The sequence below is a fragment of the Bradyrhizobium sp. 2S1 genome, from assembly GCF_011516625.5.
In the GTDB taxonomy this organism is placed as follows: Bacteria; Pseudomonadota; Alphaproteobacteria; order Rhizobiales; family Xanthobacteraceae; genus Bradyrhizobium; species Bradyrhizobium septentrionale.
In genome coordinates, this window is sequence record NZ_CP147719.1 from 90,258 (window position 1) to 103,307 (window position 13,050).

Genomic DNA, 13,050 nt, shown 5'->3' on the forward strand with positions numbered 1-13,050 from the left:
CCGCTACAAGGGCGGTGGAGTTTCCCTTCGCCGGTTGGCGAATGCTGAGAGGGCTGTGGCACGCCATATCTGCGGGAGGCGGCCAGTGAGGCTGATGACCTTGTCGTTGAGCTCCTTGCTTAAGGCCACTTGTGTGATGGCTTTGGGCGGCGTCTGTCGGGCAAGCGCCTCTTCGGCTGCATATTTCAGTGATGGTGAGCAGCGATTTCGCGCGATCATGAGCGGCGAATTCAGACGATCGTGAGCAGCCCGCTCCGGCCGAGGCGGTGATAGAGTCAGCGTTCTGGCTGCTCGTCAAGGGTGATGGTTCTGGCGTTGCGTTTTCGCATGCTTTCGCCGGCAAGCTGGAGGCGGTGAGCGTTATGGACGAGGCGATCGAGGACAGCGTCGGCGTAGGTTGGGTCTCCGATAACTTCGTGCCATGTGTCCACAGGGAGTTGGCTGGTTACGATGGTGGAGGCGCGGCCATGGCGGTCCTCAAGGACTTCCAGTAGATCGCGCCGTTCGGCAGCGGTGAGCACTGACAATCCCCAATCGTCCAAAATCAGAAGCTGGGCGCGGCCAAGGGTTTTGAGCAAGCGGGCATAACGTCCATCCCCCCGCGCGAGTGCCAACGCTTCGAACAATCTTGGGACGCGATGATAGAGAACCGAGCGATTGTCGCGGCAGGCCTTGTGGCCGAGGGCACAGGCTAACCAACTTTTGCCCAATCCGGTCGCTCCGGTTATGAGCAAATTCTCGTGGCGATCGATCCAGTCGCCGCTGACCAGCTTGGCGAAGACGGCCCGGTCGATACCCCGCGGCGTGCGCAAATCGACGTCCTCCAAGCAAGCATTCTGGCGGAGCGCGGCCAGCTTGAGGCGCGTAGTGAGCCGCCTGGTGTCGCGTTCCGCGGCTTCCCGGTCGACCAGCAGGCCGATGCGATCTTCGAACGGCAAGGCTTCGAGATCAGGTGATCGTCGCTGCTCCTCGAAGGCCTTGGCCATGCCGCTCAAGCCGAGCTCGATCAGGCGTTCGTGGGTGGGATGGGTGAGCATACAGGTCTCCTTGGCTTCAGTGGAAATAATCCCGGCCGCGGATGTTGCCGTGGCGCAGGGGTTGGGGTTCGGAGGGCTCGTCGAGAAAGGTGCGATCCAGGCCGTTCTGGAGGATGGAGCGGATCGAGGCGACGGATCGCGCCTTGATCAGAATGCCGCGCCGGCAGGCCGCGTCGACGCGCTCGGCGCTGTAGCTTTTGGCCAGCGACAGAATGCCGAGGCAGGTGCGAAAGCCTTGCTCGGGATGCGGCCGGGCCGCGATCACGGCCTGGAAGAAGGCGGCGGTCGACGGACCGATCCGCTCGCCGGCGGCGATCACTCCGGCGGGCGTCCATTGGCCGTAGCGCCGATGGGCGCTGGGCATGTGGTCGGCGGTGGTGGTGTGGCCCCGCCGGTTGGGCGCGCGGGCGTGGCTGGCGATCCTGCGGCCGTTGTGGAAGATCTCGACCGTCCTGTCGTCGATGCGGGCATCGACAAGCTCACGGATGAGCCGATATGGCGTGGAATACCAGTGTCCATCGATCTCGATATGATAGTCGGGGCCGACCCGGCATCGCTTCCAGCGCGCGAAAGCGTAAGCCTGATCCGGCAGCTTTGTGAGCTTGGGCTTGTCGAGTTCGGAGAACAGTTCGGCGCGGCTGGCGCCAAAGTCGCGCATCTGCCGGGCATTGAGTTCGACGACGAGTATTTTGATGGCTGCGTTCAGCTCCGCCAACGAAAAGAAGCGTTGGTTGCGCAGCCGCGCCAAAATCCATCTCTGGGCGACTTGCACCGCAACTTCGACCTTTGCCTTATCTTTTGGGCGCCGCGGCCGGGCTGCGAGAATGGCCGTGCCGTAATGGCTCGCCATCTCGGCATAGGTTCGGTTGAGGCCAGGATCGTGGCGGTCGGGATTGGTGACGGCGGCCTTGAGATTGTCGCAGACCACGAATGTCGGCGCGCCGCCGAGGAAGGCGAAAAGGTTGATGTGGACCCGGATCCAGTCGGCGAGCCCCTCGCTTGGGCAGGCCTCGGCGTAGGTATAGTTGGAGGCGCCCATCGCTGCGACGAACAGCTTCATCGACTGCACTTCCCCACTTGAGGGGGCGATGACGTCGATGGTGTCGCCGGCGAAATCCACGAAAACCTTCTCGCCGCCCAGATGGGTCTGCCGCATCGAAGGCCGGGCTCGCCCCTTCCAGGCCTCGTAGGTCGTGCAGAACCATGTGTAGCCGAATCCATCGGGATGGCTGGCGCGATACTCGTCCCACAGCAGCCGGCGGGTCACGTTGCGCCGGCGCAGCTCCTTGTCGACATAGCCCCAGTCGGGAACGGGCCGCTGTGGGCTCTGTGACGCAGGCCTCGGCGCAGGGAAAAGCAGCAGCTCCAGGTCTTCGTCGGTCATTCCGACCGGCAACGGCCAGTTCAGTCCGGCAGCCCCGGCTCGGCGCAGATAGCTGTGCACGGCTCCGTTGCTGATGCCCAGGGTGCGCGCGATGGCTCGCTCCGGCAAGCCTTGAACATGTTTTAAGCGGAGAACCTCTTTGATCCGGCGCATCGACAATCTCTGGGTGGGCATCGGCCTTCCTCGTTCACTGACGAGGCAGTTCCTAAGCCGGTTGAGTTGTCGGCCGAAGCGGGCTGAGCCGCTGAAAAGCTGCTCACGATCCCGCGAAATCCGTGCTCACGATCGTCTGAAATCTCTGCTCACGATCCCCTGAAATCCGTGCTCACGATCCCGCGAAACATGCATCTTCGGCTGCGCTGCCAGAGCTTTGCCATCCGCTCGACCGTCGTCGTTGCCACTTTCGAGCTTCCTGCAACATGCAGCTCGTAGAACTTGCGTCTGCTGTGTGACCAGCAGCCAGCCAATGTGATGCCATCATTGCCGCGATCGGCGCGCGCCAACTTGTTATAGGCGGCATAGCCATCCACTTGCAGGATGCCCCGATAACCATTGAGATGGCGGACCGCGCATTCGCCGGAGCGGCTGTCTTCGAAGCGATAAGCCACCATCGGGGGACCGCTGCGGCCAAAGGTGCGGTCATCTCTGGCATAGGCCCATAAGTAGGCCGTTTTCGTCGATCCGGAGCCGGGAGCGAGCGTCGGCAGGGTGGTTTCGTCGGCAAAGACCCGTTCGGCCTTCTTGACCTCGCTGAAGATGTAGTCGGCCATGATCTCGAGCTCGAAGCCGAGCTTGCCCATCCATTGCGCCATCAGCTGGCGGTCGAGCTCGACATGATCGCGCGCGTAGATCGCCTCCTGCCGGTAGAGCGGCATGCCATCGGCGTATTTGGCGACCGCGATCTGGCCAGAAGCGCTTCCGTCGGAATGCCTCCTTCAATGATATGGGCCGGAGCCGGCGCCTGGATTACGCCGTCCGCGTTCTTGAAGGCATACTTGGGACGGCGCGTGACGATCACACGGAACTTAGAGCTGGCGCCGGTTGTTTGGACAGCGCCCCGCGGGATTTAAGTGGATTCCTGCCGGGTTATGCTGAACGCGGGGCCTTACGATTTTGTCGTTGCGTCGGGAGGGCGTAGCCCGACCAGAGCGACGACAAAATCGTCGGCGACGGTCATGCGGCCATCACCATAGCTTGCGTGCCGAAGTAAGCCTCGTCGGGCGTGCGCCCGTCAAGGCTCGAGTGAGGGCGTCCCTGATTGTAGAAGGCCAGATACTTGGCAATTGACGCTCGCGCCTCGGACACGCTGTCGTAGGCGCGGAGATAAACTTCTTCGTATTTGACCGTGCGCCAGAGCCGCTCGACAAACACGTTGTCGCGCCAGGCGCCCTTGCCGTCCATGCTGATGGCGATCTTCGCGTCCAGCAGCACATCGGTGAACTCGAGGCTGGTGAACTGGCTGCCCTGGTCCGTGTTGAAAATCTCGGGCCTGCCGTGCTTCGCCAACGCCTCCTGGACCGCTTCGACGCAGAAGGCCGCCTCCATTGTGATCGAGACGCGATGGGCCAGGACCCGTCGGCTGAACACATCGACGACCGCCGCGAGATAGACGAAGCCACGCCGCATCGGAATGTAGGTGATGTCCATTGCCCACGCCTGGTCGGGCCGCTCGATCTTCAATCCGCGCAACAGGTACGGGTAGATCTTGTGACCCGGTGCCGGCTTACTCGTGTTCGGGCGACGATAGACCGCCTCGATCCCCATGCGCTTCATCAGCGTCGCGATGTGGCGGCGACCGGCGTATACGCCCTCCCGCCGCAGCAACGATCGCTGCATACGCGCTCCCGCGAAGGGATAATCGAGATGCAGCTCATCGAGCCGACGCATCAAGGCAAGGTCCTCGGCCGAAACTGGCCGAGGTTCATAGTAGACCGTGCTGCGAGCCAGCTTCAGGACCTTCGCCTGGCGCACGATAGAAAGATCATGACCGCGGTCGATCATCGCTTTGCGCTCAGCAGGCCCGCCTTGGTGAGCGCGCCGGACAAAAAATCGTTTTCCAACGCCAGCTCGCCGATCTTGGCATGTAACGCCTTCAAATCGACCGGCGTCTCGGCCGACGCCTTGTCATGCCCAAACACGCCGGCGGCGCCTTCCAGGAGCTGGTTTTTCCAGATCGTGATCTGGTTCGGATGAACATCAAACAGTTGCGCCAGCTCCGCCAGCGTCTTGTCGCCTTTGACCGCAGCCAAAGCAACCTTCGCCTTGAATGCCGGAGAATGCATCCGGCGGCTCTTCTTCGTCATCTTCGCTCCTGATTCGCGGCAAGAATCCTCGCCGCTGTCAGGCAGAAAATCCACTCAAGCTACTGTCCGAATTTGCGGAGCCAGCTCTCTTCGCTGGCTCCACATCCAGACGCTCCGACACGTCCTCGCCGATCACCACCTTCTGCTTGCCGGCATGCTCAGCAAGGTCTTCCGGCTCAATGACGGTTTCGATCCGTTCCAGATGGGGCGCAAAGCCCTTGCGCCGACGCGGTGCACGCTTGCCATCCGCTTGCTCACGGCCCTTGCTGACCTGGGCCTTGATTGCAGCGATGCCGGTCTCAATTTCCTCGAAGACAAAGGCCTGCTGTTCATCGTCGCCGTTCGCAGAGCCGAGCTTTTCCGATCGTCGGCCGAACCGGGCGCGGTCGAAGGCCTTCAGGATCTGCGTCAGCCGCTCGATACGCGCATCGGCATCGGCGTTGCGCACCCTGAGATAGGCGACTTCGCTCTCCAGAGCATCGGCGCGGGCCGCCCTCTCGGCCAGGGCAAGCACCATGGCTCTCAGCGTCTCTACGTCATTCGGGAGGTTGAGATCGGGCGGCGTCATTGGCCCGACCAGAGCACATTTTGCCCCGGTTCTCTTGCCTTTTCAGCTCACTGATTCACTTCGCCGCAGCGCTTTTACCCAACAATCTCCGGCGGCTTGACCGCCACGGTCCGGACCCGCTTCCAGTCCATTCCATCCACCAGTGCCATCAACTGCGCAGGATTCATCTGCACCCGATGATGCCCGATCCGCGGCCAGCAGAACTTCGCCTTTTCGAGACGTTTTAAATAGAGGCACACGCCGGAGCCATCCCACCATACGATCTTTATTCTGTCGGCTCTTTTGGCCCGGAAGACATAAAGCGCACCGTCGAACGGATCTGAGCCCGCATCGCGCACAAGCGCAACCAGGCCATCGATACCCTTGCGGAAGTCGACTGGATGGCTGGCGAGGAACACCTTCACGCCCGAGGGAATCATGCCGAACGCACCGCCCGGATCACTCGCTGCAAGTGCGCCTCGTCGACGTCCACGCCGGCACGCACGACGACCTCGCCAATGGCAATCTCAATCACTGTGCCTGCCACAGACGCCACCACGCCCTCGCAACTCGAGTGCCGCGAGCGATAATGCCGCTCGGCCCGAGCATCACGGCGCCAAGCGAACAGCTGCGACGGGTGAATGCCGATCCGGCGGGCGATCGCCGAGACGCTCGCGCCAGGCTCCAGCGCCTCTGTCACAATTTGCGCCTTGAACTCGTCCGACCAGCGTCGGCGAAGCTGCCGCGGCGCTCCCTCAAGACGGTCGGCGACCGCTTCGATCATATGGAAGGTTCTAGTTCCAGAACTAGTACCTACTGTTCTTAAAGCGTGAGTCGTGATTCAAGGTCGGGATGATACCCGAAGCAAGAGAAGTCCACCTTTCGAGGAAAGATCGCAAGGTGCTTGAGGCGTGTTGCCGCTCCCCGGTGACGTTGCAGCGCGATTTGAAGCGGGCGCGGATAGTTCTGTTGGCGGCGGATGGACGCAGCACTCGGTCGATCGCCAAGGAAGTTGGGGTCCAGCCGCGGATTGTCAGCCTTTGGCGGCATCGCTATGCCGACCAAGGCCTTGAAGGGCTGCAAGACAAGCCGCGACCGGGCAAGCAGCCAATCTATACGAAGGCCACCGACAAGCGGATTCTGAAGCTGCTGGACAAGCCGCCGCCGGACGGGTTCGCACGCTGGACCGGGCCCCTGCTGGCCGGGGCGCTGGGCGATGTTGACGTCCAATATGTCTGGCGGTTCCTGCGCAGCCACAAGATTGACCTCGCGGCTCGTAAGTCCTGGTGTGAGAGCAACGACCCGAACTTTACGGCCAAAGCCGCCGATGTTGTCGGCCTCTATGTCGCCCCGCCCGCGAAGGCCATTGTGCTGTGCGTGGACGAGAAGCCCTCGATCCAGGCTTTGGAGCGAGCGCAGGGTTATCTGAAGTTGCCCAATGGCCGCGCCTTGACCGGCCAGAGCCACGATTACAAGCGGCATGGCACCACAACATTGTTTGCGGCGCTCGAAGTCGCCACCGGAAAGATCATCGCGGCGCATTCAAAACGCCGACGCCGCGTCGAGTTTCTCGACTTCATGAACAGCGTCACCGCGGCTTTTCCGAACCGGAAGCTTCACGTCATCCTCGACAACCTCAACACCCACAAGAAGAACGAGCATTGGCTCAAGGCCCCCCCCAACGTGCAATTTCATTTCACGCCGACAAGTGCGTCTTGGCTCAATCAGGTCGAGGTATGGTTTTCGATCTTGCAGGGGCAGTCGCTCAGCGGCACCTCCTTCACAAGCCTCACGCAGCTTCAGGAGCACATCGATGCCTACGTCAACGCATACAACGACAGAGCCGAGCCCTTCGTCTGGACCAAGAAAAAGGTCCGTCAACGCCGTTTCAAAGGCCGCCGTATCACTCAGCTCTGATTCTGGGTACTAGTTCCAGAACTAGGCGCAGACATAGAAGCTCACATCGGCTCACAAACTCAGCAGCCGATAGCCGATCGCTTACCACTCCGCCAGACGGGGTTTCTTTGCCGCTTACGAGCTGCGGGGCGACCAGTTCAGAATGCCCGCCATGGAGCCGCTAGATCGAAGGAAGATATTTTCGGCTGCCGAAACTTCGCAACGGTTGATCGGCGCGACCTACAACATCCGCTGAAACAGGAGCTGGGAATGGACAAGGTCGTGCATTACGTAGTCAGCCGACTTCCGGTGATCGGCGCCGACCCGGCGGTGATCAACTACAATCGGATTGATCGCCTTCGTTTCGCCCCTCAGGCGGGCGCATGACGCATCCTGAGGATATTCGCGACCTGCTCTTACGGTTCACAGGCCCCGACGCTAACGCAGACGCTTGCGCGAATCGAGAGCGCGATGCGCGGGGTGGAGGCGAAGGATTGCGAAAGCTTTTTCGAAGGCGTGGGAGGAAGCCTTGGCCGCGGCCGCCGAGATGAAGCGCCTGGCCGGGTAGATCAATGGACCATCCATGGCTCGGCATCCTGCTTTGCCTTCCGCACATCCTCGAACCGGGCGACTGGGTCGAATATCGCTCGGCGCCGGCAATACTGGGCGCGATTTCGACCTGGAGACCAACCTGCCGGTCGCCGAGCTCAAAAATTCATTCGATGGCAGGGCGGCGCGGAGTCGATCCGTGAGATCCCGTGTTCAAGGATTAGCTGCTGACGTTGCTGCCGCCAGGGTAATCCACGAGCGCTTAACTGAATCCGGTCTGCGCCCGCCACAAGCGAGCGTAAGCGCCTTCAGCCGTCAGCAGATCAGCATGCCTTCCCTCCGCAACAACACGTCCCTTATCCAACACGACGATCTTATCGGCTCCGCAAATCGTGTTGAGTCGATGAGAGATAACCACGATGATCTTGCCGGCCAGACGCAGTTCCTCAATCGCCCGTATGACAAATGCCTCGGCGACGGAGTCGAGAGAGGCGGTCGCCTCGTCGAGGATTAAGACCTCTGGATCGCGGTACAAAGCTCGAGCCAACGCTAGGCGCTGCTTCTCTCCGCCCGAAGGGCGTACGCCGTTCTCGCCCAGATAGGCCTGGTAGCCACCTGGCCAGCGCTCGATCACGTCACGCAGACCGATTTGTTCGCAGATGTGCACTATCTTCCCGGTGTTCGGTTCGAACTCGCCAAGCGCGATGTTCTCGATGACTGAGGCCGAGAACACGTCCACGGATTGCGGTACCGCGGCAACAATCTTGCGCAGGGATTCAGCCGAGAAGTCTTGGAGGTTATAGGAGCCGATGCGGATGCGTCCACCCTCAAGCGGGTACACATTTTGCAGCAAGGCAGCAAGCGAACTCTTGCCCGAGCCGCTTTCTCCGACCACAGCCGTGATCTCCCCTCGCCGGAAGCTGACGCTGAAATCCTTGAAAAGCTCCGGCTGGGCGCCATGGCGGAACGTGACGTTCTCCAGATGAATATCGCCAACGTCCGACGTGGTGGCATTAATGCCGCCGCTGCCTGCTGGATCAAGGTCGAATATCTCGAACAGGCGATCCGCCGCGATAATGGCATCCTGAACAATCCTGTTGGCGTGAATTAGGCTTGTAACCGGGCCGGTGATATGGCCGAGCAGCGCATAGCAGGACAGTAACTCGCCGGGTGTAATGGTCTGATCGAGGGCGAGCGTTGCACCGAACCACATCAGCACGATGGTAAAAAGGGTCGAGAGGAAGATCGATGCATTGTCTCCGACGATTGAGATGAGGCCGGACCTGTAGATGGAGTGCAGGGTCTTAACAAAGCGAGTCTCAAACTTCAGGCCGGCATAGCTCTCTATTCCGAAAGCTCTGATCGTGGAGATGGCTCCGAGTGATTCTACCACCTGCGCCTCCAGATCTGCCGCATTCTCCATAATTGCGCGCTCGCGCTTGCTATTCAGCCGGTTCATGGTCCAATAAACTAAGAGGTATACTGGGACGGAGCCCGCCACTACCAAAGCGATTTTCCATGAGTAGACGAACATCAGCCCAAAGGAGAACAGGATCACCAGCACATCAACAAATAAGGTGATCGAGACGTCGTTCAGAAAGCTTCGGATCTTGACCGCGTCGTTCATGCGGGAGATGATTTCTCCTGTACGCATGCCATCAAAAAACTTCTGGGGCAGGCTTAGGACGTGATTGTAGTAGCCTAGGATCAAGTGGAGATCGATCTTTTGCCCCGTTTGCAGGACGAGCCGGTTTCGCAGGAAATTGATCAGGGTCTGCGGCACAAGGATCAGCAGCATCACGACGCTCATGAGATTGAGCAAATTGCGGTTTCCTGCTGTGATAACATGATCGACAATCTTTTGGATGTAGATGGTCGTCGAGAGGCCGAGGAGGGTCGTTATCAGTGCGCCGACGAGGGCCTGCGTTAGTGCGGCTTGGTGGGGCGCAACCAGTCGGGCAAAGCGGAGAAGGGGGGAGGTGGTCTCGTCGCGGCGCTTGAAGTTGTCTGCCGGGACCATGAGCAACAGGACACCAGTCCATTGCGTCTTGAATTCCTCGTGAGACAGCTTGCGGATCTCTCCATACGCTGGGTCCATGATGGTGACCCACCTCCGGTCGATCGCTTGAACGACTACGAAGTGGTGCAGGACCTCCTTTACCACCACATGCGCGATGGCGGGCTTGGGAATCTTGTGCAAGCTGTCGAAGCCACCTTTGACGCCCTTCGCAATGAAACCGAGCTTTTGAGCCGCTTGGAGGAGACCCGACACGCTGGTCCCGGAGCGGTCGGCCGAGGCAAACTGACGGATCAGCGACAGTGGCAACTTGCAGCCATAGAAGGCGCCCACGGAAGCAAGACTAGCAACCCCGCAATCCGTGATGTCGCGCTGCTTGAACTTGGGGATTCGACTCGACATGGCGGCCCACTGGCCCCTTAGAAAATTTAACTAACGAGGTGACAGGAGCGGGTTAAGCCAATCATCGATCTCGTTGTAGAGTAGTTGCAGGAGTGTGCGCTTCGCCACGAGAAAGCGGCCGCGCACGGTCATGCCCTTCTTCAAATGACCGATTATCCCGTTTGTGAGCTCAAGATAATTTCGGGAGAGCGCGCAGCGGACCTTGAACACAGGGTTCTTGTCACGCAGGGTGAAGTCCTGCGCCACGTCTAGCACTGTCGCGTCGATCATACCCCATTGATTGTAGTTGAAAGCATCGACCTGGAGCCGCACCGGCTGGCCCGGCCTTACGAAACCGATGTCTTTGGACGAAACGTAGATTTCTGCCACCAGTTCGCGGTCGGGCGAGATCCAGCCGACAGTTTGCCCCGCCTGGACGTAGCTTCCGGGCATAAGGCCGGCGAATTGCTCGATAGCCCCTGACACGGGGGCACGGATGATAGTCAGATCACGTTCGTTCTCAAGCTGATGCAAGTTGGCTGTTAGTTCTCTCAGGCGCAGATTAGTGTCGAAGAGCTGCTGGTTCCATTCGGCGGATTTGCTCCGGGCGAGGATCTCGCCTCTCGCCTCAAGGCTCTGGAGAGCGAAAGCCTTTTCCTCAATTGACTTCGCGGGCGCGGCAGCAACCGAGACGAGACGCTGAGCACGTTCGAGTTCTGCGGCGGCATTCCTGCGGGCATATCGGTTCTCCCGCAACAAGTTGAGAAAATGCAGCCACTCGGCCCTGGCGGACTCGGTCCGCAGGGGGATGGGCGCGTCCGCCTGCGCACCGAAAGAGATCATGGTCTGAAGATCAGTGGTGCGATCGTTCTTCGCACGAATTTCGCCAGAGAGCACACTGATCTTCTCTTGAATGCCCTTATCGTCAAGGGCGAGGATTTCTCCGCCTTCTGCAACAATATCGTTCTCAACTGCGAGTACACGTGAGATGCGCCCGGAGGTGGGCGCGATCACAGGAGTCTTCTCGACGGTAGGACGAATCGCACCAGCACTTTGAACTGACAGCGTGACGGTTATGACTGGCAGCGACAGCAACGCCGCAGCGACCGAAGACACGATGATCTTATAGATCGCCAAAGATCGTCCTGTTTCTCGCGACAGGATGCTCTCTGCAGTGAAGTTGATCATTTCAGGAGGGAGCAGGATATTGGTCATTGCAGACGTATATTCCTATCGACGATTGGCTGCCTCCATTGAAACTCTGATCGAGTGGGGCTGGTCGCTGCTTAAGTGGTGCACCGACCAGCGCCGCGCTCTGATTGCGGTGATAAGGCTTTGGCCATCTCATTAAGGATGGCGACCACCGCGCCCGCGAATCATTCCAACTCCAATTATTGCACCGACCACCACTGTCGCAACGTTAACCACTGTTTGAACGACCCTATCGAAGACCTTCCAGAACGAGCCTCCCAAAGTTGCCGCTGCTTCTTCTGGGGATAATTCGGTTACGCCGTAGGCTAGCAGGTCGATTTTCATCGTTGCTCGTTTTTCCATGATTGCTTCTTTCTGTTGTCGATAAACGATGCGCGTCAGCGCCGCCGACTCGCAAGCAGATGGACATCAAGAATCGTGCCAACTGCTCTGAGAAAGCGGAAATCTTTTCCATGCTGCTCGAAGGAGCATCGCCATGTCTGACGCGCGACAATGCAGGTTGTTCGCCGCTGAAGGAGTTCGTGGCCGACTTCACCCTGGAGAACCGGTTCCTAAATAGCTTCTAGGATGATGGAGGAGTACGAGACATGAGATATCCTGCATCCGAGATAGCGTGACCGTCGGCTTTGAACGCCGTACTAGATGTGTCCTCGATGCGCCGCCGGAACTTGGTAGGCAGTCGATCTAAATCAACAGTGTTGTTGAGTTGACGCTCTCGATCTCTCGCCGAAGCCCGCGTGAAAAGCACGGCCCCGGTTCAGCAGTTGCTACTTCCGGGCGCAGGGCCACTTCGGTCGTCATTGCCTCCCGCGCCGTCTCCAGCGCGATCTTTGCGTTCAGTGTAGGGTCGATCTGCGTCTCGTCTTGGTCGTCATCATACCCCGTCTACCATTCGAATGAGGGCGTCGGCCGTTGTAAAACTCGAGTGCTTGGCTGATACTATGTCGCGCCTCGTCAACACTTCGTAGGCTGAAGGACAATGCCGCCAAGGGCGGGTCGCGAGTTGGATCACCCAGCAACGACCGCCCTTGACCAAGCGCACGGTTCGCGCACGCGAACGGATGCCGGCGGCCAGGGCCGTGGACATGATAGACAACGCCGACGCGCTGATCATGCCTACGGCAATTTAGCAAACACTGTGCCGGCGTCTGAAGTCGTCACTTTCCAACTAAGTGTTCCGCTCTGCTCGTCCACTTCACCGTTTTGGTTTTAGAATCGAATCCCGGGCGAAAGTGGCTTCCACCAAGGGGGGATGCTGGCCACGCAAAAGCAGTTTCTCAGCCTGTTCGCGAGAGAACGAACCTCCCGACGTTGCGGCTGCTTCTTGAGGAGCTAAGCTGCTTACACCGTACGCGGACATGTCAGTCATTATTGTCTCCATCGAAGTGACAAGTCGGTGGTGCTGGTCGTCAGCTGTCGGCCAGCAAGGACCAACAGTCAAGGACCGTGCCAACTCACCCGTAATGAGCCCCCATGCTTGAGGGTCGGCGCCGGACCATCTGGCACAACCCGCTTGCCGTGGGCGGGCCCGTCACCTCAGCGGCGAACATGGGTCACCGTCACCGCGGATCACGACCTAGTGGGCGCTACCGCATGCGTCCATCTCCACCAGCAGAACTTCGCTGCGCCGCTCGTCTGCTTGAACACTGGCGGTCCTTCGGCATCCGGCCCCGTGAACCTGGAAAGCATGCTTTCTCCGCGTCCTTGTAGGATTGGCAGCACCG

General features: G+C 59.8%; 10 protein-coding genes and 2 pseudogenes. 2 read left to right on the forward strand and 10 right to left on the reverse strand.

The genetic code is table 11. From position 1 onward, the window contains the following. Positions 1–275: 275 nt before the first annotated feature. The 7 genes and pseudogenes from istB to HAP54_RS52755 form a co-directional block, all read right to left on the reverse strand. Positions 276–1,037 carry an IS21-like element helper ATPase IstB gene (istB, locus tag HAP54_RS51590; protein ID WP_029085260.1) on the reverse strand — a complete coding sequence of 254 codons (762 nt, stop codon included), beginning with the start codon at positions 1,035–1,037 and terminating at the stop codon, positions 276–278. Positions 1,038–1,053: 16 nt separating this feature from the next. Further along, positions 1,054–2,595 (reverse strand): IS21 family transposase, encoded by a 1,542-nt coding sequence (istA, locus tag HAP54_RS51595; protein WP_166217180.1) that lies wholly within the window; start codon positions 2,593–2,595, stop codon positions 1,054–1,056. Positions 2,596–2,780: 185 nt separating this feature from the next. After that, a pseudogene (gene tnpC, locus HAP54_RS51600) lies at positions 2,781–3,451 on the reverse strand (IS66 family transposase); the annotation flags it as partial. 143 nt (positions 3,452–3,594) lie between these two features. Then, positions 3,595–4,724 (reverse strand): IS3-like element ISRj2 family transposase gene (locus tag HAP54_RS51605; RefSeq protein ID WP_166204126.1). Its coding sequence is split into 2 segments (ribosomal slippage): positions 3,595–4,472 and positions 4,472–4,724, totalling 1,131 coding nucleotides; the frame shifts between segments, so codons are not numbered across the junction. An 88-nt stretch (positions 4,725–4,812) separates the two neighbouring features. After that, positions 4,813–5,292, reverse strand: a pseudogene (locus HAP54_RS51610) (IS66 family transposase); the annotation flags it as partial. Between the two features lie 74 nt (positions 5,293–5,366). Further along, a complete protein-coding gene (gene tnpB, locus HAP54_RS51615; protein ID WP_165125830.1) occupies positions 5,367–5,711 on the reverse strand; it encodes an IS66 family insertion sequence element accessory protein TnpB in 345 nt (114 codons plus the stop codon). Then, positions 5,708–6,055 carry a transposase gene (locus tag HAP54_RS52755; RefSeq protein ID WP_029085231.1) on the reverse strand — a complete coding sequence of 116 codons (348 nt, stop codon included), beginning with the start codon at positions 6,053–6,055 and terminating at the stop codon, positions 5,708–5,710. The genes tnpB and HAP54_RS52755 overlap by 4 nt, the downstream gene beginning before the upstream one ends. A gap of 68 nt (positions 6,056–6,123) precedes the next feature. Here HAP54_RS52755 and HAP54_RS51625 point away from each other — a divergent pair, with 68 nt between their 5' ends. Further along, positions 6,124–7,188, forward strand: a complete 1,065-nt coding sequence (locus HAP54_RS51625) for an IS630 family transposase (RefSeq protein WP_166308966.1) — start codon at positions 6,124–6,126, stop codon at positions 7,186–7,188. Between the two features lie 790 nt (positions 7,189–7,978). Here HAP54_RS51625 and HAP54_RS51630 read toward each other — a convergent pair. The 3 genes from HAP54_RS51630 to HAP54_RS51640 form a co-directional block, all read right to left on the reverse strand. Continuing rightward, a complete protein-coding gene (locus HAP54_RS51630) occupies positions 7,979–10,135 on the reverse strand; it encodes a peptidase domain-containing ABC transporter (RefSeq protein ID WP_166308969.1) in 2,157 nt (718 codons plus the stop codon). A 30-nt stretch (positions 10,136–10,165) separates the two neighbouring features. Continuing rightward, entirely contained in the window at positions 10,166–11,251 is a 1,086-nt protein-coding gene (locus tag HAP54_RS51635) for an HlyD family secretion protein (RefSeq protein ID WP_166105935.1), read from the reverse strand. Between the two features lie 210 nt (positions 11,252–11,461). Continuing rightward, positions 11,462–11,668 carry a hypothetical protein gene (locus HAP54_RS51640; protein WP_166217193.1) on the reverse strand — a complete coding sequence of 69 codons (207 nt, stop codon included), beginning with the start codon at positions 11,666–11,668 and terminating at the stop codon, positions 11,462–11,464. 59 nt (positions 11,669–11,727) lie between these two features. On the opposite strand from HAP54_RS51640, the gene HAP54_RS51645 reads away from it, so the two are divergent. Next, the gene (locus tag HAP54_RS51645; protein ID WP_166308974.1) at positions 11,728–11,892 is read left to right on the forward strand and encodes a hypothetical protein; all 165 of its coding nucleotides are present in this window, start codon (positions 11,728–11,730) and stop codon (positions 11,890–11,892) included. Positions 11,893–13,050: the final 1,158 nt, after the last annotated feature.